This is a genomic window from Amycolatopsis sacchari (assembly GCF_900114035.1).
In the GTDB taxonomy this organism is placed as follows: Bacteria; Actinomycetota; Actinomycetes; order Mycobacteriales; family Pseudonocardiaceae; genus Amycolatopsis_E; species Amycolatopsis_E sacchari.
Window position 1 is genome coordinate 152,973 of sequence record NZ_FORP01000011.1, and the last position, 21,460, is coordinate 174,432.

At 71.2% G+C, this 21,460-nt stretch carries 23 protein-coding genes and 1 pseudogene; 15 read left to right on the plus strand and 9 right to left on the minus strand.

The genetic code is table 11. From position 1 onward, the window contains the following. Nucleotides 1-17 precede the first annotated feature (17 nt). Nucleotides 18-884: an amidohydrolase family protein gene (locus BMZ92_RS19805; RefSeq protein WP_091509712.1), complete on the plus strand. Its 867-nt coding sequence runs from the start codon at nt 18-20 to the stop codon at nt 882-884. Between the two features lie 59 nt (nt 885-943). Here BMZ92_RS19805 and BMZ92_RS19810 read toward each other — a convergent pair whose 3' ends face one another. Continuing rightward, complete coding sequence (locus BMZ92_RS19810) at nt 944-2,308, minus strand: FAD-dependent oxidoreductase (RefSeq protein WP_091509715.1); 1,365 nt, start codon at nt 2,306-2,308, stop codon at nt 944-946. Nucleotides 2,309-2,465: 157 nt separating this feature from the next. Here BMZ92_RS19810 and BMZ92_RS19815 point away from each other — a divergent pair, with 157 nt between their 5' ends. The 3 genes from BMZ92_RS19815 (at nt 2,466) to BMZ92_RS19825 (ending at nt 5,060) form a co-directional block, all read left to right on the plus strand. Beyond that, nucleotides 2,466-3,575, plus strand: a complete 1,110-nt coding sequence (locus BMZ92_RS19815) for an NDMA-dependent alcohol dehydrogenase (protein WP_091509717.1) — start codon at nt 2,466-2,468, stop codon at nt 3,573-3,575. Between the two features lie 9 nt (nt 3,576-3,584). Further along, on the plus strand, nt 3,585-3,875 hold the full coding sequence (locus BMZ92_RS19820; protein ID WP_091509719.1) for a muconolactone Delta-isomerase: 291 nt from the start codon (nt 3,585-3,587) through the stop codon (nt 3,873-3,875). A gap of 66 nt (nt 3,876-3,941) precedes the next feature. Continuing rightward, complete coding sequence (locus tag BMZ92_RS19825; protein ID WP_091509722.1) at nt 3,942-5,060, plus strand: NDMA-dependent alcohol dehydrogenase; 1,119 nt, start codon at nt 3,942-3,944, stop codon at nt 5,058-5,060. A gap of 41 nt (nt 5,061-5,101) precedes the next feature. Here BMZ92_RS19825 and BMZ92_RS19830 read toward each other — a convergent pair whose 3' ends face one another. Beyond that, nucleotides 5,102-6,502, minus strand: coding sequence for a 3-oxoacid CoA-transferase (locus BMZ92_RS19830; protein WP_091509723.1), 1,401 nt, complete (start codon nt 6,500-6,502; stop codon nt 5,102-5,104). A gap of 96 nt (nt 6,503-6,598) precedes the next feature. Between BMZ92_RS19830 and BMZ92_RS19835 the strand changes: the two genes are divergently transcribed. The 9 genes and pseudogenes from BMZ92_RS19835 to BMZ92_RS19870 all read left to right on the plus strand — a co-directional run bounded on the left by BMZ92_RS19835 (nt 6,599) and on the right by BMZ92_RS19870 (nt 13,716). Beyond that, a complete protein-coding gene (locus BMZ92_RS19835) occupies nt 6,599-7,054 on the plus strand; it encodes a Rieske (2Fe-2S) protein (RefSeq protein WP_091509726.1) in 456 nt (151 codons plus the stop codon). 2 nt (nt 7,055-7,056) lie between these two features. Continuing rightward, the gene (locus BMZ92_RS19840) at nt 7,057-8,130 is read left to right on the plus strand and encodes an amidohydrolase family protein (protein WP_091509729.1); all 1,074 of its coding nucleotides are present in this window, start codon (nt 7,057-7,059) and stop codon (nt 8,128-8,130) included. Continuing rightward, nucleotides 8,127-9,176 (plus strand): amidohydrolase family protein, encoded by a 1,050-nt coding sequence (locus tag BMZ92_RS19845; protein WP_091509731.1) that lies wholly within the window; start codon nt 8,127-8,129, stop codon nt 9,174-9,176. The genes BMZ92_RS19840 and BMZ92_RS19845 overlap by 4 nt, the downstream gene beginning before the upstream one ends. 35 nt (nt 9,177-9,211) lie before the next feature. Beyond that, entirely contained in the window at nt 9,212-9,829 is a 618-nt protein-coding gene (locus BMZ92_RS19850) for a TetR/AcrR family transcriptional regulator (protein ID WP_091509733.1), read from the plus strand. Between the two features lie 111 nt (nt 9,830-9,940). Next, nucleotides 9,941-11,139: pseudogene (locus BMZ92_RS19855) on the plus strand (cytochrome P450). Between the two features lie 26 nt (nt 11,140-11,165). Further along, nucleotides 11,166-11,969: an IclR family transcriptional regulator domain-containing protein gene (locus tag BMZ92_RS19860; protein ID WP_091509736.1), complete on the plus strand. Its 804-nt coding sequence runs from the start codon at nt 11,166-11,168 to the stop codon at nt 11,967-11,969. A 210-nt stretch (nt 11,970-12,179) separates the two neighbouring features. Next, nucleotides 12,180-12,710, plus strand: a complete 531-nt coding sequence (locus BMZ92_RS19865) for a CGNR zinc finger domain-containing protein (RefSeq protein WP_091509738.1) — start codon at nt 12,180-12,182, stop codon at nt 12,708-12,710. A gap of 73 nt (nt 12,711-12,783) precedes the next feature. Beyond that, on the plus strand, nt 12,784-12,921 hold the full coding sequence (locus tag BMZ92_RS37445; RefSeq protein WP_177228779.1) for a hypothetical protein: 138 nt from the start codon (nt 12,784-12,786) through the stop codon (nt 12,919-12,921). Nucleotides 12,922-13,074: 153 nt separating this feature from the next. Then, nucleotides 13,075-13,716 (plus strand): hypothetical protein, encoded by a 642-nt coding sequence (locus tag BMZ92_RS19870; RefSeq protein WP_245783145.1) that lies wholly within the window; start codon nt 13,075-13,077, stop codon nt 13,714-13,716. Here BMZ92_RS19870 and BMZ92_RS19875 read toward each other — a convergent pair. The 6 genes from BMZ92_RS19875 to BMZ92_RS19900 form a co-directional block, all read right to left on the minus strand. Further along, nucleotides 13,709-14,071 (minus strand): hypothetical protein, encoded by a 363-nt coding sequence (locus BMZ92_RS19875; RefSeq protein WP_091509741.1) that lies wholly within the window; start codon nt 14,069-14,071, stop codon nt 13,709-13,711. The genes BMZ92_RS19870 and BMZ92_RS19875 overlap by 8 nt on opposite strands. Then, a complete protein-coding gene (locus BMZ92_RS19880) occupies nt 14,068-14,928 on the minus strand; it encodes a DODA-type extradiol aromatic ring-opening family dioxygenase (RefSeq protein WP_091509743.1) in 861 nt (286 codons plus the stop codon). Before BMZ92_RS19880 ends, BMZ92_RS19875 begins: the two co-directional genes overlap by 4 nt. Before the next feature lies 1 nt (nt 14,929). Further along, nucleotides 14,930-15,718, minus strand: a complete 789-nt coding sequence (locus BMZ92_RS19885) for a citryl-CoA lyase (RefSeq protein ID WP_091509745.1) — start codon at nt 15,716-15,718, stop codon at nt 14,930-14,932. After that, on the minus strand, nt 15,715-16,872 hold the full coding sequence (locus BMZ92_RS19890) for a CaiB/BaiF CoA transferase family protein (RefSeq protein ID WP_091509748.1): 1,158 nt from the start codon (nt 16,870-16,872) through the stop codon (nt 15,715-15,717). Before BMZ92_RS19890 ends, BMZ92_RS19885 begins: the two co-directional genes overlap by 4 nt. Next, complete coding sequence (locus BMZ92_RS19895) at nt 16,847-18,295, minus strand: amidohydrolase family protein (RefSeq protein WP_091509749.1); 1,449 nt, start codon at nt 18,293-18,295, stop codon at nt 16,847-16,849. The genes BMZ92_RS19890 and BMZ92_RS19895 overlap by 26 nt, the downstream gene beginning before the upstream one ends. A 137-nt stretch (nt 18,296-18,432) precedes the next feature. Next, nucleotides 18,433-19,020 carry a helix-turn-helix domain-containing protein gene (locus BMZ92_RS19900; protein WP_091509752.1) on the minus strand — a complete coding sequence of 196 codons (588 nt, stop codon included), beginning with the start codon at nt 19,018-19,020 and terminating at the stop codon, nt 18,433-18,435. Nucleotides 19,021-19,087: 67 nt separating this feature from the next. Here BMZ92_RS19900 and BMZ92_RS19905 point away from each other — a divergent pair, with 67 nt between their 5' ends. Next, nucleotides 19,088-19,669 carry a class I SAM-dependent methyltransferase gene (locus BMZ92_RS19905; protein ID WP_091509755.1) on the plus strand — a complete coding sequence of 194 codons (582 nt, stop codon included), beginning with the start codon at nt 19,088-19,090 and terminating at the stop codon, nt 19,667-19,669. Continuing rightward, on the plus strand, nt 19,666-21,171 hold the full coding sequence (locus BMZ92_RS19910; protein ID WP_091509758.1) for an MFS transporter: 1,506 nt from the start codon (nt 19,666-19,668) through the stop codon (nt 21,169-21,171). Before BMZ92_RS19905 ends, BMZ92_RS19910 begins: the two co-directional genes overlap by 4 nt. On the opposite strand, the gene BMZ92_RS19915 is transcribed toward BMZ92_RS19910, so the two are convergent. Further along, the gene (locus tag BMZ92_RS19915; protein WP_245783146.1) at nt 21,168-21,443 is read right to left on the minus strand and encodes a hypothetical protein; all 276 of its coding nucleotides are present in this window, start codon (nt 21,441-21,443) and stop codon (nt 21,168-21,170) included. The two genes, BMZ92_RS19910 and BMZ92_RS19915, sit on opposite strands and share 4 nt — an antisense overlap. Nucleotides 21,444-21,460 lie beyond the last annotated feature (17 nt).

Genomic DNA, 21,460 nt, shown 5'->3' on the forward strand with positions numbered 1-21,460 from the left:
GAACGCAAGGAGCCCACATGGAAACCGACCACCTGAAAGCCATCGACGTCCACACGCACGTCCAGCGCTCCACCCACGCCACCCCGGACACCCCCAGCGAAGCCCTGACCTCGATGGCCCAGTACTTCAGAACAACCCCCAAGAGCTACACGGTGGACGAACTGGCCGCCTTCTACCGGGACCAGAACATGGCCGCCGTGACGTTCACCGTCGACGTCAAGGACGCCCCCGAGAACCCCGGCCAGCCGACCAACGAGGAGATCGCCGAGCGGGCGCACGCGAACTCCGACGTGCTGATCCCGTTCGCCAGCGTGGATCCCGCCCGTGGCGCCGAGGGTGTCCGGTGGGCACGGCGGCTGATCGAGGAGCACGGCGTGCGCGGGTTCAAGTTCCACCCCACCGCGCAGGCGTTCCAGCCCGACGACCGCGCCGTGTACCCGCTGTACGAGGTGATCCAGGAGGCCGGGCTGCCCGCCTTGTTCCACACGGGCCAGACCGGCGCCGGGGCGGGGCAACGTGGCGGGGGCGGGCTGAAACTGCGTTACTCCAACCCGATCTACCTCGACGACGTGGCCGCCGACTTCCCCGACCTGACGATCATCATGGCGCACCCGTCGTTCCCCTGGCAGGAGGAGGCGATCTCGGTCGCCCTGCACAAGCCGCTCGTCTACATCGACCTGTCGGGCTGGTCGCCGAAGTACTTCCCGCCGATCCTGGTGCAGTACGCGAACACGCTGCTGAAGGACAAGGTGCTGTTCGGCACCGACTTCCCGATGCTCACGCCGGAGCGCTGGCTGGCGGACCTGGAGAAGACCGGGATCCGCGACGAGGTGAAGCCGAAGCTGTTCAAGGAGAACGCGATCCGCGCGCTCGGCCTGGGGTGACGTGGAAGGCCCCGGTTCCCGGCGGGGCAGGGGACGGACTCCGCCGGGAACCGGGCCGCTCAGGTGCCCGGCGGGAGCGTCTCACCCAGGAAGACGCCGCCGCGCGCCAGGCGCTGCTGCAGCACACGCACATCGATGTCACCGGCCGAAACGCGGTCCAGCGCGAGGTCCGCCGCCACACCGGCCGCCTCCCCCATCGCGAAACACGGGCCGGTCACGCGGGCCGAGGACTGACCCCCGTGGGTCATCGACGCGCACCGGCCGACGACGTAGAGGTTGCGGATCTTCTCGGGCACGATCATCCGGAACGGCAGCTGGTTGAACCCACGGGGATTTTCCCCGCGCTGCCACCGGAATTCGACGGTACCCGCGACATGCGCTTCGACGGGCCAGCCGTTGACGCCGATGGTGTCGTCGAAGTCCGCGCAGTCCAGCACGTCGTCCTCGGACAGCTGGTAGCGCCCCACGATCCGCCGGGTCTCGCGGATGCCGATCTGCGGGGCGATGTCGACGATGTAGGACTCGCGGAATCCGGGCGTGCGGTCGCGGATGAACGAGAACGCGTCCCACGCCTGCGCCCTGCCCTGCAGCTCACCGCGGGTCAGCTGGTCGACGTCCGTGCCGTCGATCGCCCCACCGTCCTCAGTGGACAGCTGGGTCAGGTTCGCCCGCCACTCCAGCGGGTTGCGCTGCGGCCGGACGATGGGCTTCTTGCGCGGGAAGTGGTGCGTGCCGGCCTGCTCCGCCTCGTTCATCAGGCGCTCGACCGTCTTCCACGGCGCCGGGCCCGCCGCCGCCACGTCCACCCCGTTGAGCCGGAACATCAGCGACGGGTACAGCATCCCGTCCACCGGCGGGGACTTCTCGAACGGCGCACCGGCCCACGCGGCGACGTCGCCGTCGCCGGAGCCGTCGATGAACATCCGCCCGCGCACGGCCATCCGCCCGGACTTCGACTCCACGAGCACCGAGTCGATCGTGTCCTCGTCGGCCATGACGACGCCGGCGGCCATGGCGTGGAACAGGATCCGGGCACCGGAGGACACGAGCAGGTCGTCCAGCGCGATCTTGTACGCGGAGATGTCGAACGCCTGCGCCTGGATGCCGTCGTTGATCGTCAGGTGCGGCTGGTTGAGGCCGTCGAGCTTCTCCAGCCGCCCGAGCAGTTCGTCGGCCAGCCCGCGGATGACGCGGTGGTGCTCCCCGTGGATCTTCGCGTGCAGCCCGCAGAACGTGCTCAGCCCGCCCGCCGTGCCCGCGCCGCCGAGGAAGCCGTACCGCTCGATGAGCAGCGTGGACCGGCCGGTGCGGGCGGCCGCCGCGGCGGCCATCAGCCCGGCGGGACCGCCACCCACCACGACCACGTCGAACTCGCCGTAGAGCGGGGTGCGGCGCGGCGGTTCTTCGACGGTGCGGGAACTCATGCGCCCAGCCAAACACGCCGTGGCCCCGCTTGGGAACGACCGTCGAGCGAAGAGCGGACCGGGACCGCGCCGCCGCGGTCACCCCGCCTGCGTCGTTTGACGTATTTCTCGCTCGCGGCAGGGGGTGAACGCCCTCGCCGGCCGCATACTCCCACAGGTGAAGACCACAGCGGCCGTCCTATGGGAGTACGGCAAGGACTGGGAAATCGAAGAACTCGAACTCGACGAACCCCGCGAGGGCGAGGTCCTGGTGCGCCTCGCGGCCTCCGGGCTGTGCCACTCCGACGAGCACGTGCGGGTCGGGGACCTGCCACTGGAAGCGCTGCCCGGCATCGGCGGGCACGAGGGCGCGGGCGTGGTGGAACGCGTCGGGCCCGGTGTGTCCAAGGTGCGCGAGGGCGACCACGTCGTGCTCAGCTTCATCCCCGCGTGCGGACAGTGCACCTGGTGTGCCGCCGGGCACCAGAACCTGTGCGACGAGGGCGCCGGCCTGACCGTGGGCCTGCAGCGCGACGGGACCGCGCGCCACCACGTGCGGGGCCACGACGCCCGCCTGATGTGCCTGCTCGGCACGTTCTCGCCGTACACGGTGTGCAGCGAGAACTCCGCGATCCGCATCGACGACGACCTCCCGCTGGACAAGGCGGCGCTCATCGGCTGCGGGGTCACCACGGGCTGGGGCACGGCCGTCTACGGCGGCCAGGTGCGGGCCGGGGACACCGTCGTGGTGCTCGGCGTCGGCGGTGTGGGCGCGAACGCCGTGCAGGGCGCCCGGATCGCCGGCGCGACCCGGATCCTCGCGATCGACCCCGGGGAGTTCAACCGCGAGCAGGCCAGGCGCTTCGGTGCGACGCACACCTTTGCGTCCACAAAGGACGCTCTGGAGGTGCTGCCGGACATGACGCGGGGGCGACTGGCGGACAAGGCGCTGATCACCGTCGACACCGCGACGCCGACGATCATCGCCGACGCGATCTCGATCGTCGGCAAGCTGGGCAGGGTGGTGCTCACGTCGCTGGCGCCGGTCGCCTCGCGGCAGGTGGAGCTGCCGATGTTCGAGCTGACCGCGTACGAGAAACAGGTCGTGGGCTGCCTGTTCGGCCACGCGAACCCCCGTGCGGACGTGCCGAAGCTGCTCGAGCTGTACCGGCAGGGCGAACTGCTGCTGGACGACCTCGTCACGCGCACCTACACCCTCGACCAGGTCAACGACGGGTACGCGGACATGCGGGCGCACCGCAACATCCGCGGGCTCATCCGCTACTGAAGGGACAGCATGGAGTTCCTGGTACGCCAGCAGAACAACGCCGACCCGGAGCGCCGCGAGGCGCTCCGGCCGCGTGAGCGCGCCCGCGCGCAGGAGCTGCGGGACGCGGGCATCCTCGTGAAGCTGTGGCGCGTGCTCGGTTCGACGGACTCGATCGCGCTGTACGAGGCGCCGGACGCCGACGCGCTGCACGAGGCGTTGTACTCCCTGCCGATGGCGCCGTGGATGCGGTTCCAGGTGGAGCCGCTCGTCACGCACCCGCAGGAGAAAAGCCTTCCGCCACGCGAAAAAGGCGCTTGACCCTGGGCCCGGTGACGGCCGGTTCACCTACGTTGGCAGGAGAAGATCGACAGGACGGGAAGAGCCATGCGCACGCGAGCCGCGATCATCCGGGAGACCGGGAAGCCCTGGGAGGTCACGGAACTGGAGCTGGACGACCCCCGCGAGGGTGAGGTCCGCATCCGGTTCGCCGTGTCCGGGATGTGCCACTCCGACGAACACCTGCGCACCGGCGACAGCGTCTCCAGGCTGCCGATCGTCGGCGGTCACGAAGGAGCGGGCGTCGTGGAGGCGACCGGCCCCGGCGTGACCCGCGTCCGGCCCGGCGACCGCGTGGTGTGCTCGTTCATCCCCGCGTGCGGCGTGTGCCGCTACTGCTCGACGGGCAGGCAGAACCTGTGCGACCAGGGCGCGGAGATGGCCACGGGGCTGCTGCCCGGTGGCGGGTTCCGCTTCCACGACGACGCGGGCGAGGACCTCGGCGGGTTCTGCATGCTGGGCACCTTCGCCGAGCACGCGGTGGTTTCCCAGGCCTCGTGCGTGAAACTGGACGACGACATCCCGTTCGAGGTCGCCGCGCTCACCGGCTGCGGGGTGCCGACCGGCTGGGGTTCGTCGGTCTACGTGGCGGGCGTCCGCGCCGGGGACACGGTGGTCGTCTTCGGCTGCGGCGGCGTCGGCTCGAACGCCGTGCAGGGCGCGGCCTACGCGGGCGCCAAGAACATCGTCGTCGTGGACCCGGTGCCGTTCAAACGGGGCAAGGCGGAGGAGTTCGGCGCGACGCACGTGTTCGCCGACGCGGCGTCGGCGCACGAGGCGGTGGTCGAGCTGACCCGGGGGCAGCTCGCCGACCACGCCATCTGCACCGTCGGCGTGCTCACCGCCGAGGTCGTCTCGCAGGCCACCGCGATCGTCGGTAAGGACGGCCAGGTCACCGTCACGTCGGTGGGCCGCACGGGTGACGTGCACGTCCAGCTCGCCGCGAACGGGCTGCTCGTCGGCTACCAGCGGCGCGTGCAGGGCCACGTGTTCGGCAAGTGCAACCCGCTGTACGACATCCCGAAGCTGCACGGCCTGTACCGGGCCGGGCGGCTCAAGCTCGACGAGCTGATCACCCGCCGCTACCCGCTGGACGAGATCAACCAGGGGTACGCCGACCTCGACGAGGGCCGGATCATCCGCGGCATCGTCGTCCACGGGCAGTGACGGTGCGGTGGTGGCCCGGCGGCGCGGCCGGGCCACCGGGGTCACCAGCGGTCCTGCATCGTCCCCACGTGCTCGGCGACGGTGACGGGCATCGCGGTCAGCGCCAGCACCTCCTCGACAGTGAAGCCCGCGGCGGTCTCGTCGAGCCGGAAACCCCCGTCCGTCCTGGTGAGCAGCGCGAGATCGGTGACGATGGTGTCGACGCAGCCCGGCGCCGTCAGCGCGAACTCGCACTGCTCGACGAGCTTCGGGCGCCCCTGGGAGTCGGTGTGCTCCAGCAGTGCGACGACCTGCCGCGCGCCCACCGCCAGGTCCATCGCGCCGCCGATACCGCCGCCCGTCATCGTGGGCAGCGTCCAGTTGGCGAGGTCGCCCGCCGCGGACACCTGGTAGGCGCCCAGCACGACCGCGTCCAGCCGTCCCGAACGCGCGATCTCGAACGACGTCACACTGTCGAAAAAGGACGCTCCCGGCCGCAGGCCGACGAAATAGCCGCCGGCGTCGTGCACGTCCGGGTCGAACGAGTCGTCGCGGATGATCGCGCCGTAGCGCAGGATGCCGTTCTCGCTGTGCAGCGCGACGGGGCGGTCGCCGACGAAGTCGGACACGAGGGTCGGCAGCCCGGCGCCGAGGTTGACGGTCGCCCCGTCGGGCAGCAGCGCCGCCGTGCGCCGGGCCATTCCCGCCCGCGTCAGCGCGGGCTTGCCGCCGTACTCGCGTGCGCTGTCCGCGGCGCGGCTCGGCCGCATCGGCAGGTTCCGCACGTCGAGCTGGACGGTGCTGCGCACGACGCGGCTGACGAACACGCCGGGGAGGTCGATCTCCTCGGGCGCCAGCTCGCCCACGCCGACGATCTCGTCGACCTCCGCGATCGTCACGCGCGCCGCCTTCGCGAAGCTGACGTTGAAGTTCCGGCTCCCGCCACGCAGCTGGAGGTTCCCGGACGCGTCGGCGCGGTGCGCCCTGACGAACGCGTAGTCGGGGCGGATCGCGGTTTCGAGGATGTGCGGCCTGCCGTCGAAATGACGCACGTCCTTGCCCTCGGCGATGGCGGTGCCGACGCCGACGGGCGTGTAGAACGCGGGGATCCCCGCGCCACCGGCCCGCATCCGCTCGACGAGCGTGCCCTGCGGGACCATTTCCAGCTCCATGGTCCCGGCCCGGATCTGGCGCTCGGCCTCGGACACGATGCCGGGCCGCGCCGAGAAACACGTGACGAGGCGGGCGATCTGCTTGCCCTCGGCGAGCAGGTGGGCGGTCGGCGTGCCGGGCTGGCCGAGCCCGTTGCAGTACACGGTGAGCCCGCTCGTGCCGAGTTCGTGCAACGCCACGATGAGGCTGGAGGGGAACCGGTGCGCCACCCCGAAACCGGCGACCGCGATGCTCGCCCCGTCGGGAATGTCGCGGACCGCTTCGGCGGGCGTCACCATGACCTTGTCCATGAGGCCTCCAGCTGGCGGAAGAATGTCAACAAAAATGTTGACAATAAATTCTACAACGGCGATTCTCGATCAGCCAGCCCCGAAGGAGCGTGCTCAATGAAGATCGTGGTGGCGAAGGTTTCCGAGTTCCCGCCAGGAGACCGGCGCATCGTGCAGGTCGGGAAACGCTCGATCGGCGTCTTCCGGATCGGCGAGAGGTTCTACGCCCTCAACAACTACTGCCCGCACCAGGGCGGGCCGCTGTGCCTCGGCCGCACGGCGCCCACGACCTCCTCCAGCAGGCCCGGCGAGTACACCGTGAACGAGGACGTGTTCGTCGCCTGTCCCTGGCACGGCTGGGAGTACGACGTCACGACCGGCCAGTCCTACCTGGGGCCCGGCGAAACCCCGGTGCGCAGCTACGGCGTTTCCGTGGCACCCGGTGAAGCACTGGGCGGGGACGTGAAGTTCCCGGACCGGGTGCCCGGCCCGTATGTGGCGGAGACCTTCGAAGTGCACGTGGAAGACGACTACGTGGTGGTCGACACGACCGCCCGGCAGGCAGTGAGGTGACCATGACGACCACCGAGAGCCGGCAGCGGACCGCCGTTGTCGACGCCGACATCCACCCGACGATCCCGGCGGCGAACCTCGCGGCGCGGTTGCCCGAGCCGTGGCGCACGCGGTTCCAGACGTTCGGCACGCGCGTCGCCCCGCCGCCCGCGATCTACCCGCGCGTGCGCAACGGCGGCATGCGCCTGGACTCCTACCCCGCCAACGGCATCCCCGGCAGCGACCTCGGGCTGATCCGCGAGCAGCTGCTCGACGCCTACGGCATCGGCTACGGCGTGCTGATCCCCTTGCAGGCGCACAGTTACGGCGCCGAGCAGCCGGAGTACGCGCAGGCGCTGTGCCACGCGCTGAACGAAAGCATCCGCGAGGACTTCCTCGACCCCGAGCCGCGGCTGGTGAGCAGCCTGTGCGTGCCGCACGAGTCGCCGGAGCTGTCCATCGCGGAGATCGAGCGCTACGCCGACGACCCGCGGTTCGTTCAGGTGCTCTTCCCCGGCGGGCCGGAAACCGTGCTGGGCCACCAGAAGTACCTGCCGATCTACCGCGCGGCGGCGGAGGCCGGGCTGCCCGTCGCGATTCACCTCGGCGGCATCGAGCAGCACCGCGGGGACGGCTGGCCGTCGTTCTACCTGGAGCACCACTGCTGGTTCGGCAACGGCATGGCGATGCTGGCCGCGAACCTGATCCTCGAAGGCGTGTTCGAGCAGGTGCCGGACCTGCAGATCGTGCTCGTCGAAGGCGGCATCGCGTGGTCGGCCCCGCTGATGTGGAGCCTCGACGAGGCGTGGTCGCTGCTGAGTGCCGACGTGCCCCGGTTGCAGCGCAAGCCTTCCGAGTACTTCCGCGAGCACTTCTGGTTCAGCACGCAGCCCATCGAGGAGCCGCCGAACCCGAAGCACCTCGGGATGGCGCTGGCGCAGACCGGGATGACCGACCGGATCATGTTCGCCTCCGACTACCCGCACTGGGACTTCGACTCGCCCACGACGGCGCTGCGTGAGCTGCCCAAGGAGCTGCGCGAGGAGATCATGAACGAGAACGCCTACCGGCTCTACCGGAACCTGGAGCGCCCGTGACCGAGCACATCGACACCGACGTCCACTGCGCGCCGGCCTCGCTGGAGGCGCTGTTCCCGTACCTGGACAGCTACTGGCGCGAGTACGTGACCGAAGCGAACATGAAGCTGTCGCCCACCTTCGGCGGCGCGTACCCGCCGGGCGCACCCACGTCCGCGACGCCGGAGTCCCGCGCGGCGGGCACCTTCCCGCCCGACAACGTCGAGGCGATGCGCAAGCAGGTGTTGGACCGGGACGGGCTGCGGTACGCGATCCTCAACTGCGTCACGTCGTTCGACATCAGCCACAACCCGTACTACGAGAACGCGCTCACCCGCGCGGTCAACGACTGGCTGCGCACGGAGTGGCTCGACCAGGACGACCGGCTGCGGGCGTCGATGGTGATCCCGACGATGGACACCGATGCCGCGATCGCCGAGATCGAGCGCCTCGGTCCCGACCGCCGGTTCGTGCAGGTGCTGTTGCCCATCCGCGGGCAGGACGTGCGCTACGGCAACAAGCGCTTCCACCCGGTGCTGGCGGCGGCGGCGCGGCACGGGCTCGTCGTCGGGCTGCACGCGTGGGGCCGGATTTCGAGTTCTCCCACGCCGACCGGGTTCGCCCACACCTACGTCGAGGACTACCTCAGCAACTCGCAGATCGTGCAGGCGCACGTGGTGAGCCTGATCGCGGAGGGCGTGTTCCGCGACCAGCCGGAGCTGAAGATCTGCCTGAGCGAGTGCGGGTTCTCGTGGCTGCCCTCGCTGCTGTGGCGGTTCGACAAGGAGTGGCGCTCGGTGTGGCGCGAGGTGCCGTGGATGCGGGAGTCGCCCGCGGAGTACTTCTACCGGCACTTCCGCTCGACGACCGAGCCCGCGCAGCTGCCCCCGGACGACGGGCAGCTGGCGGAGCTGATCGAGATGATGCGGGCGCCGGAGTTCCTCATGTACGCCAGCGACCATCCGCACGACCACGGGCCGGGCGGGCAGCGCCTGCTGGGTGCCCTGGACGCCGATGCCCAGGCCGCCGTGCGGTACGGCAACGCGGCGGCGTTCTACCGGTCCTGACGGCGGGTGCGGGCGGCGGGAGCGAGAATGGCCGGATGCCCGACCAGCCGAACCCCTCCCCCGTCCGCACCCGCAACCGCTGGGGCGAGGGCGAGCGCCTGCGCGGCGAGATCCTGGCCGCCGCGAGCCGCCTGCTGTCCGGTCTCGGCGGTGAGGACGGGCTGACGATCCGCGGGGTCGCCAGGGCGGCAGGCATCGCCCCGGCCAGCATCTACCAGCACTTCGCCGACCGTGCCGCGCTGGTCAGGGGCCTGCGCGAGCACGAGTTCGCGCGGCTCCGGTCGCTGATGCGGGAGGCCGACGCGCGGCCACCGGAACACGACGTGGTGGCCCGGGTGCGGGCTCAGCTGCACGCCTACTGCGCGTTCGCCATCGACAACCCCGGGCACTACCGGCTCATGCTCAGCGGGCGCTCCCCCGCCGAGGGCTCGCCACGCGGTCCGCTGGCCGACGTCTTCGCCGCGCTCACGGAGGCGTTCGAACGCTGCGCCGCCGCCGGGCACACCCTGCGGATCCCCAGCGATCGCGCCGCCGTCATCGTGTTCGTCGGCGCGCACGGGCGCGTGGCCCTGCTGCACAGCAATCCCGGCGGCCCCGGGGCACCGGCGGTGCGGAGCTTCGTCGACGAGCTGGTGGCGCTCGTCTTCGCGTGAACGCGTTGCTCCGGGCGTGTGGTCTCCTTCGACAACCTCCCCCACAGTTGCCTAACATCTGTTCGACAAGTAACCGAACAACCGTTTGGGAACTGTGCGGCAGGAGGCCCGATGACCGAGGCACCCAGCTTCCCCATGACCCGGCGCTGCCCGCTCGACCCGCCCCCGAGCTGTCCCGGCTGTGCGAGGAGGCACCGGTCACGAGGGTCCGGCTGTGGGACGGCAGCACCCCCTGGCTGGTCACGCGATACGAAGACGTGCGCGCGATGCTGCGCGACCCGAGGGTCAGCGCCGACAGCGACCGGCCCGGCTACCCCCACGTGACCCCCGGCATCGCGGCGCGGCGACGGCGGGCGAAGACCTTCATCAACCAGGACGATCCCGGGCACGCCGCCGGGCGGCGCCTGCTCACCGCCGACTTCACGGTGCGGCGCGTCGAGGCGCTGCGCCCCCGGATCCAGCGGATCGTCGACGAACTCGTCGACGACCTGCTCGCCGGACCCCAACCGGCCGACCTCGTCGAGGCGCTCGCGTTGCCGGTGCCGTCGCTGGTGATCTGCGAGCTGCTCGGCGTGCCCTACGCGGACCGGGCGTTCTTCCACGGCATCAGCAAGCTGCTGGTCTCGCGCGACGCCACCCCGGAGGCGTCGGTCGCGGCCGCGGAGGAGCTGCTGGACTACCTGGGCGGGCTGGTCGAGCGCAAGGCCGCCGACCCGGGCGACGACCTGCTCAGCAGGCTCGCCGTGGCACAGTTCCGCACCGGGAAGCTGACCCGGCGCGAGATCGCCGCGATGGGCCAGCTGCTGCTCGTCGCGGGGCACGAGACGACGGCCAACATGATCGCGCTCGGCACCGTCGCGCTGCTGACACATCCCGGGCAGCTCGCGGAGCTGCGGGCCAGCGAGGACCCGGAGTTCGTCGCCAACGCCGTCGAGGAGCTGCTGCGGTACCTGACGATCGTCCACTCAGGACGACGGCGCGTCGCAACGGAGGACCTGGAGCTGGGCGGGCAGCTGATCCGCGCGGGCGAGGGCCTCATCGCGGCGACCGACGCGGCGAACCGGGACGAGACGGCCTTCCCCGGCGCGGACTCGCTCGACCTGCACCGCGCGGCCCGGCACCACGTGGCGTTCGGCTACGGCGTGCACCAGTGCCTCGGCCAGCCGCTGGCCCGGGTCGAGCTGCAGGTCGTCTACGGCACGCTCTACCGCCGCGTTCCGACGCTCGCGCTGGCCGTCCCGGCCGGGGAGTTGCGCTACAAGCACGACATGCTCGTCCACGGCGTGCACGAACTGCCCGTGACCTGGTGACGTGCCAGTGCGGCTAACCTGCTCGTATGCGTCGTGACGGGAACCCGGAGTTCATCGAAGCGCTGGCCCGCGGGCTGGACGTGCTCCGCTGCTTCGAACCGGGCCGGGCGTCGATGACGCTCAGCGAGGTCGCCGCCGCGGCGGAGCTGGCCAGGCCCACCGCGCGCCGCATCCTCATCACCCTGGAGCAGCTCGGCTACGTCCGCAACGACGGCGGCGCGTTCTCGCTGACGCCGCGGGTGCTGGAGCTGGGCATGGCCTACATCGGCTCGGTGAACCTGTGGGACCTGGCGCACCCGCACCTGCGGGAGCTGGTCCGGCAGACCGGCGAGTCGTGCTCGATCGCGCAGCTCGACGGCTCCGACGTGGTGTACGTGGCGCGAGTGGCGGTGCCGAAGCTGGTCACGCTCGCGGTCACCATCGGCACCCGGTTCCCCGCGCCGGCCACGTCGCTGGGCAAGGTGCTGCTCGCCGCGCTGAGCCCCGGCGAGCTGGACGCCGCGCTCGCCGAACCGAGCCGGGCCGGGGTCACCTCCCGCTGGCAGCCCGGCCGGGCGGAGCTCGACGCCGAGCTGCGGGAGGTGCGGGCCCGCGGCTGGGCCGCCACGGACGAGCAGCTGGCGCTGGGCATCCGCTCGGTGGCGGCGCCGATCCGCGACGGCGACGGCCGCGTGGTGGCGGCGGTGAACGTCAACGCCCACGCGGCCGAGACGTCCATGGAGACGCTCGTGGACCACCACCTGCCGCTGCTGCTGCACGCGGCGAGCGCGATCGGCGCGGACTGGGCGGCGTGGCACAACCGTCCACTGGAGACGGTCGTCGAGGGCTGAACCCCTTACCGCGCTGGGGTTCTGACAACGGCTCGTGACCGTCCATCGAGGACGAGCCGGATCACCCCGCACTCGCATCGCAGGTAACGGACCTCGCCCTCGGAGGTGGGGTGGCGGGAGATCACCCGCTCGCGGCAACCGTGGTGTTCACTGACCATGCCCCCAGCATGAAGTAAGGACGTTGTGCAGTTCAATGCTTACACTGGGGGCATGCAGTTCACGCCTTACGGAGGGGTCGCCGCGCAGCTGGCCGCCGCCCTCGTCAACGCGGCCCCCGGCGCGACGACCGCCACCTACGAGGACCTCATCGAGACCTACGACTACCGCGGCACGTCCCCGGTCACGCCGGCGGAGGCGGCCGAGCTGACGGCGTGGGCGGGGCGGCTGCGCCCGGTGTTCTCGGAGCCGGCTCTGCAGCCGCGGGTGGACCTGGTGAACGAGCTGCTGGCCGTGGTGGCCGCCCGCCCGTACCTCTCGCAGCACCACGACCGCCCGCCGCACTTCCACTACGCGGCCGAGGACGCGCCGACGGTGCAGCGCATCAAGGCCTACACGATCATGGGAGTGGGCCACGTCCTGTGCGACGATCCACAACGGATCGGCTCCTGCGGCCGCCCGGGCTGCGCGACGGTGTTCGTGGACACCTCCCGCAACGGACGGCGCCGCTTCTGCTCACCGGAATGCGCGAACCGCGCCCATGTCGCGGCACACCGGCGAAGGCAAAAGGCCGGGACGGCTTGAGGCCCGGCGCGGAGCTGGATCTTCCGGCGAAAGCCGGGCACCCGGTGCGCCGGGGCGGCAGCAGGCCGGGATAGTGGACGACGCGTTCGGGGACGCGTGCGGAACCGCGGCGGAGGGCCCCGCGTCGGAGCAGCAGGCGCCGCACCCCGCGCGCCGCCTCGCACCCGGGGACGACGACCACTTCGACCAGAACTCGATGCTGTGCCGCTGACCACTCCGCTCACACCGCCGGGGCGGCGCTCACACCCGCCAACCGGGCACTGGCCAAGGACGCCGTGCCGGGCGATGGGGACGAGCCGTGGTTCGACAAGAGCCGGGTCGGTGGGGACCGGAGTCCGGAGGAGACCCGTAAGGACCTCGACGTATGACCGAACCCAGTCCCGCCCGGCGGCGGGCCGCGGAGAAGATCTTCGCCCACGAGGAACGCCTTGCGGCACAGCGGTACGAGCGCGAGGTTCGCCCCGGTTTCCGGGAACGGGTCGAGGAGCTGATGCGCGGCGAGTGGGGCGAGCCGGTCGCCGCGCTGCGCCTCGGCGACACCTCGCTGGGGTTCGAGGTGCCCGGCAGGCGCCTGGACGGCACGGTCAAGGGCAGGAAGCTCGTGCGGCGGTTCTTCTGGAACATCCTGCGTGGCGTCGCCGGCGGGGCGTGGGCCGTCTTCGCGCTGGTCAACGGCGCGGGCAGTGGCGGCGGACGATGGGGCAGCCCGTTCGAGCGGGAGATCCGCGTCAAGGGCCCGGCGAACGCGCTCGCCCTCGACCTCGCCGACCCGCTCCGGTCGGTGAAAGGGCCCTGGCTGGTGCTCTCCCGGTCGGCCGTCGCCGTCGTCGACAGCGGATCGGCCTACCTCGACCCCGCCGACGCGGCCCCGCTGCGGATCATCTGGCAGGCGCGGAAGCCACAGGCACCGGAGGTCGACGTCCACGGGCGCACCATCACCTGGCCCGACGGGTCGACCTTCCGGTTTCCCCTGCACAGCAGCGCCGAAGCACAGCGCCTCAGGTAGCGATGTCCGGGTACGGCAACGAAAAGTGCGCCAGCCGCTGCGCGTACTCGCGCTGGAAGGCCATCGGCTCGTCGTAGTCGCGTTCGAACATCGCGATGAACAGGGTCAGCGTGAGGAACGGGTGCGCGCCCAGCTCGAACAGCTTCGGGTAGTCGTGAGTGGACAGTGCCTCGCGCTCGACGTCTTCGAACCGCAGCCACGTCGAGCTCTCCCCGCCGTGGCAGTTGAGGATCACGTTGGCGCGCTCGGCCTCCCACCACCGCACCGTGCCCGCCGGGTCCTCGCGGTAGCGCTCGACGAGCTCCGGGTCGCGGTCGATCGTGTACAGGAACTTGTCCAGCAGGTACTTGCTCACCGCAGCCCTCCCGGGTACCAGGTGAAGTAGGCCTCCATCGTGTGGAACAGGTCGTAGGTGTCGACGTAGTCCACCCGCTGCCCCTCCCCCGCCACGCCCATCATCAGCATGAAGTCCATGAACCCGTGCGTCGCGTTGCCCGGCAGGTGCAGGCTCTCCAGCGTCACCTCGCCGAGGCACTTCTCGATGTCCCCGTTGGCGATCCAGTCCACGGCCTTGCGGTCGAACTCCGGATCCGGCCCGTGCGGCCCGGACTGCCGCGGCCCGCCCAGCTCCAGCGACAGGTGCCCGGTGCCGATCACCGCCACGCGCTGGTCCGACGGCCAGGACTCGATCAGCTGACGGATCGTCCGTCCCAACTGGACGAACCGCTTCGGCTGCGGCAGCGGCGGCGCGAAGATGTTGGTGTAGATGGGCACGATCGGCAGGTCGTTCTGCGGGCGCAGGGTGATGATCGGGCACGTGATGGAGTGGTCGATCCGCAGCTCGTTGGAGAACGCCAGGTCGAACCCGGCGTCCAGGCCCTCGCGCAGCACGTACTCCGACAGGTCCTCCTGTCCTTTGAGGACCATCCTGGGCAGCCCGAACTCGCGTTCCTCGTTGTACCAGTTGGCGTCGTAGACCGGGGCCTTGCCGACGAGGAACTGCGGCATGTTGTCCAGCCACAGCTGGTGGAAGTGGTCGGAGCCGACCATCACGAGCACGTCCGGCCGCGCCCGCGTCAGCGTCTCGCGGAACGCCTCGACCTTGCGCACCCACTCGTCGGCGAAGTCCGGGCGGTCCTCACCGGTCGCGGTGCTGGCGCGGTAGTAGAACGGGTGGTGGGTGGACGCGATCACCGCGACCAGTTGAGCCATCTCAGCCTCCGGACGGTTCGGGTGGCACGGACCGGTTGTTGAGGTCCACGGACAGGAAGATCTCGTTGGCGACCGGGTTGCGCAGCTCCTCGGCCAGCTGCCCGATGAGCCCCGCGGTGCGGGCGAGCAGGGCGAATCCACGCAGCAGCTCCAGTGGCAGCCCCAGGTCCGCGAGCGCGGCGCCGCAGACCCCGGCGCCGTTGAGCGGCAAGGTGCGGCCGAGCACCTGCGGGTGCACCCGCCCGATCGCCGCGAACAGCGACAGGTGCGGGCCGAACAGGTCCTCCTCGCGGGCGATCTCGAACAGCCGCGGCGTGCGCGGGTCGCCTTGCTTGTGCACGTGGTGACCGAGACCGGGGATGAGCTTTCCGGCTTCACGGCGGGCTTTCACGGTCTCCAGCGCGAGCGCGTCCCAGCCGGCCTCGTCCTCTGGATCCTCCACAGTGGACAGAACTTCGTGCAGGAAACGACCGCAGTCCTCGGTCACGCCGAGGAACCGCGAACCGCCGCCGAGCAGGCCCGCGGCGAGCGCGCCCTGCACCGAGTCGGGCGCCGACAGGTAGGTCAGCCGGGTCACGATCGCGGTCGGGGTGAAGCCGTGGTCCGCCAGCGCGGCGAGCACGGCCTCGAACACCCGCGTTTCCCCGGGCGAGGGGCGTCGCTGCGTGGCGAGCCAGAACGCCAGCTCACCGAAGGAAACGTTGCCCATCACGTCCCGCGCCAGGTCCTGCCCCAGCAACGTGATCTTGTCCAGCGAGGACGCGCCCAGCGCCGTCGGGTACTCCGTCATTCCTGCTGCTCCAGCCACTTGCGCAGTTCCGCCCCGTGCTCGTCGAGCTCGGGCGGCGGCAGCCGGTAGTCCACCGGCGTCTCGGAGAACCGGATCGGGTGCCGGGTCGTCGGCACTCCCCCGACCTCGACGACGGGGTCCAGCTCGAACCGTTCCGCCATCGCGAACCCCTGGTCGATCGTGTTGATCGGCCCGCACGGCACCCCGGCCTCGACGAGCAGGTCGAACCACTCCAGTGCGCCGCGTTTGCGCAGCTGCTCGGCGAGGATCGGGCGCAGCTCGTCGCGCCGCTCGGTGCGGTCGGCGTTGCGGGCGAAGCGCGGGTCGTCCGCGATCTCGGGGATGCCGAGCACCTCGCACAGCTTGCGGAACTGCCCGTCGTTGGCGGCGGTGACGATGAGGTCGTTGTCGGCCGTCGGCAGCGGCTCGTACGGGAACACGCTGGGGTGCGCGTTGCCCATCCGGTAGGGCACGGTGCCGCCCGCGACGTACGCCGAGCTGTGGTTGACCAGCCCGGTCAGCGCCGAAGACAGCAGGTTCACCTCGACGTGCTGCCCCTGCCCCGTCGCATCGCGGTGGCGCAGCGCGGCGAGGATGCCGATCGTGGCGTGGTTGCCCGCCATCACGTCGAACACCGAGATGCCCGCGCGGTACGGCGGCCCGTCCGGGTCGCCGGTGAGGCTCATCAGCCCGGAGATCGCCTGCACCATCAGGTCGTAGCCGGGCACGTTCCGGCCGGCGCCGGAGCCGAACCCGCTGATCGAGGCGTAGATGACGCCGGGGTTCGCCTCGTGCACGGCGTCGAAGTCCAGTCCGTACTTGGTGAGCCCGCCGGGTTTGAAGTTCTCGATCAGCACGTCGGCGCGGCGGGCCAGCTCGCGGGCGAGCCGGGCGTCGGTCTCGTCCCGCAGGTCGAGCGCGATGGACCGCTTGCCGCGGTTGACGCCGAGGTAGTACGTCGCGACGCCGTCGCGCACCGGGGGCATCCAGGTGCGTGTGTCGTCGCCGCGCGGACCCTCCACTTTGATCACTTCCGCGCCCAGGTCCGCCAGCAGCATCGTGGCGTAGGGACCGGCGAGGATCCGGGAGAAGTCCGCGACGAGCAGCCCGGCGAGCGGGCCGCTGCGGTCAGGAGCGGGTGTGGGTCGAGGCACTGGCGTAGTCCGTGTACGTGTAGGGGTTGTCGAGGACCTTGGTCTCGGGGATGTCCGGGTTCATGCCCTTGCGCCAGGCTTCCTCGCCCAGCTGCGTCCGCAGGTACGTCACGGTCTCGTCGACCTCGCGGCGCACGGCGTCGAGGTCGATGCCGACGAGGCGGTGGTCGTGCTTGACCACGCGCCCGTTCACCAGCACCGTGTGCACGTCGCCGCGCTGGGCCTGGAAAGCGACGTGGCCGTACGGGTTCAGCAGCGGGAACGACACCGAGCTGTGGTCGTTCTTGATGAGCACGACGTCGGCCTTCTTACCCGGTTCGAGGCTGCCGAGGTCGTCGCGGCCGATCGCGTGGGCGCCGCCGCGCGTGGCCCAGTCGACGACGTGCTCGGCGCGGAGGCTGGCGTGCGTGACGGTCTCGTTCTTCGCGTGCGCCTCCAGGTGCTCACGCGACCGGTCCGCGCCCAGCGTCGTGCGCATGGCGGAGAACAGGTCGCCGCTCCACCACACGGAGGTGTCCATGGACAGCGAAACCGGGATGCCGTGCGCGCGGATGGCCCAGGTGGGCGGGTAGCCCTGGCCCGCGCTCTGCTCGCTCTCGGTGGACACGGAGATGGAGCCGCCGGTCGCCGCGATGCGGTGGTAGGAGTCGGCGGACAGCGAAGCCGCGTGCACGTACACGGTTTCCGGCGTCATGAAACCGTGGTCGTGCATGAGCTTGATGCCGTCGTCGTTGGTGGCACCCCACACCCCGGCGTGCGTGGTGACGGCCACGCCCAGCTCCCTCGCGACCTCGAACGCGGGCTTCTCGGGGAAGGCCGGATCGCCGGTCACGTCGAAGGCGAGCTGGAAGCCGAGCAGGTCGTCCCCGGTGATCCGGCGGCGCACGAAGTCGCGGAACTCCGGCGCGGCGGTCCACTCGGCGGGCGGGGCCTGGATGTTGCCGTAGGCGAGGACGAACCGGCCCGGCACCGACTGCAGCGCGTCGACGGCGGCGTCGGCGTGGTCCACGGTCCGCAGCCCGTGCGACCAGTCGACGACGGTGGTGACGCCGGATTCGAGCGCTTCGACGGCGGCGAGCACGTTGCCGGCGTGGACGTCCTGGGGGCGGAACAGCTTGCCGCTTTCCAGGTAGTACCAGACGAAGTACTGCGTGAGGGTCCAGTCGGCGCCGTAGCCGCGCATCGCGGTCTGCCACATGTGCCGGTGGGTGTCGATCATGCCCGGCATGACGATGCCGCCGCTCGCGTCGATCACCACGGCGTCCTGCGGCACCTCGAGGTCCGGGCCGACGGCGGTGATGCGGTCACCGGTGACGAGCACGTCGGCGCGGTCGAGCACGCGCCGCTGGTCGTCCAGGGTCAGGACGGTGCCGCCCCGCAACACGACGGGCCTTCCCGGCGCGAACTCGCTCGGCTGGCTCATGAGGGCACTCCTCACTTCTTCGTGGTCGCCCGTACAGCTGTCCGCAGTCCGGACAGCCTGGTGGTTGCGCCCACTCTGGCCCGCATCCCAGGAGAAGTCAAGAGCCGTGTCCGCTATGCGGACACTTGTCCGTTGATCTAGTGGCGGGTCGCGACCGCCCGGACGTGCGCGCGCTCGCCCTGCCGCCCGACCAGGCTGAGGAACTCGACGGGACCGGCGCCGGTGGCCCCGAACCAGTGCGGGGTGCTGGTGTCGAACTCCGCGGCCTCCCCCGGCTTGAGGAGGAGGTCCTGCTCGCCCAGCACCAGGCGCAGTGTGCCGTTGAGGACGTAGACCCAGTCGTGGCCCTCGTGGGTGCGCAGGTCGGGTTCGGCGTCGTCGGTTCCCGCCGCGAGCACGAACTTGTACGCCTGGACGCCACCCGGCCTCCGGGTCAGCGGCAGGATCGTCGACCCGTCGCCGCAGGGGATCGGGCGCAGGTGGATCCGGGGGTCACCGGTGGGCGGGGCGCCGACGAGCTCGTCGAGCGTCACCCCGTGGACGCGGGCCAGCGGCAGGAGCTGTTCGAGCGTGGGCCGCCGCAGGCCGGCCTCCAGCCGGGACAGCGTGCTGGCCGAGATACCGGTCTGCGCGGCCAGGTCGGTCAGCGTGATGTCGCGGGCCATCCGTAGTTTCTTGAGCCTCGGCCCGACGGCGTCGAGCGTCCGGTCTGTCGCTTCGTGCATGCCCCCGATTTTGCCATTCGGCAAGAAACTTTGCCGAACCGTCACGACGCGGTCCACCATCGCCGTCGTGACACACGCATTCGACAAGGAGTACTGGGAGCGGCACTGGCACGACTCCCACTTCGAACACCCGCCGAACCCTTACCTGGCAACGGAAACCGGCGATCTCGCGCCGGGCACGGCGCTGGACGCCGGGTGCGGGACCGGGGCCGAGGCGGTCTGGCTCGCCGCACACGGGTGGCAGGTGACCGCCGCCGACATCTCGGCCGCCGCGCTCGCCCGCGCGGCCGAGCGCGCGACGGACGGCGACGTGGCCGAGCGCGTGCGGTGGGTCGAGGCGGACCTGTGCGACTGGCAGCCGGAGGAGCGGTTCGACCTCGTCACGACCCACTACGCCCACCCGGCGATGCCGCAGCTGGAGTTCTACGACCGGATCGCGGGCTGGGTCGCCCCCGGCGGCACGCTGCTGATCGTCGGGCACCGGCACGGCCACGACTCCCCCGCTGAGGCTTCGGTCACCGCCGAAGCCATCACCGCCCGGCTGGACGAGGCGGCCTGGCGGGTCGTCACCGCCGAAGAGCACCGCCGCGCCCTCGCCGGCACCACCCTCCACGACGTCGTCGTGCGCGCCCGGAAGGAGAACCGATGAGCACCCCCGTGTCGTCGCAGGCCGTCATCGAGGACCCCCGCCGGCGCCGCGCCGTCCTCGTCGCGGTGTGCGTCGCGCTGATGGCGGTCATCGCGTCGGTGTCCGGGCTGGGCGTCGCGCAGCCGCAGCTCGCCCTCGAGTTCGACGCCTCGCAGAGCACCGTGCTGTGGTTCATCAACAGCTACGCCATCGCCCTCGCCGCACTGCTGCTCCCGCTCGGCGCGGTCGGCGACCGCTGGGGCCGCAAACCCGTGCTGCTCACCGGTCTCGCGGTCTTCGGCGTGTCGAACGCCGCCGCGGGCCTGGCCCCGGCGGCCGAGGTCATGCTCGCCGCCCGCGTGCTCAGCGGCGTGGGGGCGGCGATGATCATGCCGGTCACTCTCGCCGTCATCACGTCCACCTTCCCCGCGGAGGAACGCGCCAAGGCGATCGGCGTCTGGACCGGCGTCGCGGGCGGCGGCGGGATCCTCGGGATGTACCTGTCCGCCGTCCTGGTCGACGTGGCGAGCTGGCGGTGGCTGTTCGCGCTGCCCGTCGCGCTCGTGCTCGTCGCCGCCGTCATGACGGTGCGGGTGGTCCCCGCCTCCCGCGAGCGGACGGAGCACCGGTTCGACGTGGTGGGCTCGCTGACCTCGATGGTCGCCGTGCTCGGGCTCATCTTCTTCCTCCACGAAGGGCCCGAGCGGGGCTGGGGCGAACCCGTGACGCTGCTGAGCCTGCTCGTGGGCGCTGTGGCCACAGCCGCTTTCGTGGCTTGGGAGCTGCGGCAGCAGGCGCCGCTGCTCGACGTCCGGCTGTTCGCCGAGCGCGGGCTGTCCAGTGGTTCGGTGACGCTCCTGGCGGTGTTCGGGGTGCAGGCGGGGATTTCCGTCGTGCTCTTCCCGTACTTCCAGGCCGTACTCGGCTGGTCCGGCCTGGTGGCCACGCTGGGGCTGATGCCGATGGCGCTGCCGATGATGTTCGCCTCCGGCCTCGCGCCGAAGGTGGCCGCCCGCCTCGGCGCACGGTCCACAATGGCCACTGGGGTCCTCCTCGGCGGCGTGGGCCTGGCGCTGATGGCGACGTTCGTCTCCGTCGACGCCGGCTTCCTCTCGATCTTGCCCGGCATGGTGGCGATGGGGCTCGGCATGGGCCTGTCCATGACCCCCTCGACCGAGGCCATCACCTCGGCGCTGCCCCGCGAGCGGCAGGGCGTCGCGTCCGCGCTGAACGACGTGACCAGGGAGTTCGGCACCGCGCTCGGCGTCGCCCTGCTCGGCGCGGTACTGGCGGCGGGCTACCGCGACGCGATCGACCCGCGGCTGGGCGGCGTCCCCGGGCCGGTCGCGGATGCCGCGAGGGCGGGCGTCGCCAACGCGGTCGCGGCCGCCAGGGACACCACCCTCGTCCGCGCCGCGCAGGAGTCCTTCGTGCACGGGTGGCAGCAGGCCATGTGGTCCGGTTTCGCGGTCATGGCCATCCTGTTCTGCTACATCCTGTTCCGGGGACCACGGCGGGGCTAACCCCGGATCGCCGCCTGGTACGCCGCCAGCGCGTCCGCATCGTCGATGCTGCCGTGGTGGTGGTACAGGACGTGGGTGGCGTCGGCGTACTTGACGATGTCGCCGAAGGTGACGGTGACCAGGGCGGGGCCGTGGAAGACCCGGTCGTAGAGCGCGGTGATCGCCTCGCCGCCACGGAGGATGCCGCCGAGCGAGTTGTTCAGCTGCGCCAGCGGGTCGTGGGCCGGTTGCGTGAGGCGGGTCCCGAACGAGACGCCAAGCTGCCGTGTCACGAGAGCTCCTGGAATGT

Excerpts from the sequence above, each read along its gene's own strand:
- BMZ92_RS19880 (WP_091509743.1), bottom strand. The coding sequence starts at position 14,928 with ATGGCTCAACTGGTCGCGGTGATCGCGTCCACCCACCACCCGTTCTAC.
- BMZ92_RS19810 (WP_091509715.1), bottom strand. The coding sequence starts at position 2,308 with ATGAGTTCCCGCACCGTCGAAGAACCGCCGCGCCGCACCCCGCTCTAC.
- BMZ92_RS19830 (WP_091509723.1), bottom strand. The coding sequence starts at position 6,502 with ATGGACAAGGTCATGGTGACGCCCGCCGAAGCGGTCCGCGACATTCCC.
- BMZ92_RS19860 (WP_091509736.1), top strand. The coding sequence starts at position 11,166 with ATGCGTCGTGACGGGAACCCGGAGTTCATCGAAGCGCTGGCCCGCGGG.
- BMZ92_RS19835 (WP_091509726.1), top strand. The coding sequence starts at position 6,599 with ATGAAGATCGTGGTGGCGAAGGTTTCCGAGTTCCCGCCAGGAGACCGG.
- BMZ92_RS19885 (WP_091509745.1), bottom strand. The coding sequence starts at position 15,718 with ATGACGGAGTACCCGACGGCGCTGGGCGCGTCCTCGCTGGACAAGATC.
- BMZ92_RS19900 (WP_091509752.1), bottom strand. The coding sequence starts at position 19,020 with ATGCACGAAGCGACAGACCGGACGCTCGACGCCGTCGGGCCGAGGCTC.
- BMZ92_RS19870 (WP_245783145.1), top strand. The coding sequence starts at position 13,075 with ATGACCGAACCCAGTCCCGCCCGGCGGCGGGCCGCGGAGAAGATCTTC.
- BMZ92_RS19895 (WP_091509749.1), bottom strand. The coding sequence starts at position 18,295 with ATGAGCCAGCCGAGCGAGTTCGCGCCGGGAAGGCCCGTCGTGTTGCGG.
- BMZ92_RS19910 (WP_091509758.1), top strand. The coding sequence starts at position 19,666 with ATGAGCACCCCCGTGTCGTCGCAGGCCGTCATCGAGGACCCCCGCCGG.
- BMZ92_RS19825 (WP_091509722.1), top strand. The coding sequence starts at position 3,942 with ATGCGCACGCGAGCCGCGATCATCCGGGAGACCGGGAAGCCCTGGGAG.
- BMZ92_RS19820 (WP_091509719.1), top strand. The coding sequence starts at position 3,585 with ATGGAGTTCCTGGTACGCCAGCAGAACAACGCCGACCCGGAGCGCCGC.
- BMZ92_RS19840 (WP_091509729.1), top strand. The coding sequence starts at position 7,057 with ATGACGACCACCGAGAGCCGGCAGCGGACCGCCGTTGTCGACGCCGAC.
- BMZ92_RS19865 (WP_091509738.1), top strand. The coding sequence starts at position 12,180 with ATGCAGTTCACGCCTTACGGAGGGGTCGCCGCGCAGCTGGCCGCCGCC.
- BMZ92_RS19850 (WP_091509733.1), top strand. The coding sequence starts at position 9,212 with ATGCCCGACCAGCCGAACCCCTCCCCCGTCCGCACCCGCAACCGCTGG.
- BMZ92_RS19805 (WP_091509712.1), top strand. The coding sequence starts at position 18 with ATGGAAACCGACCACCTGAAAGCCATCGACGTCCACACGCACGTCCAG.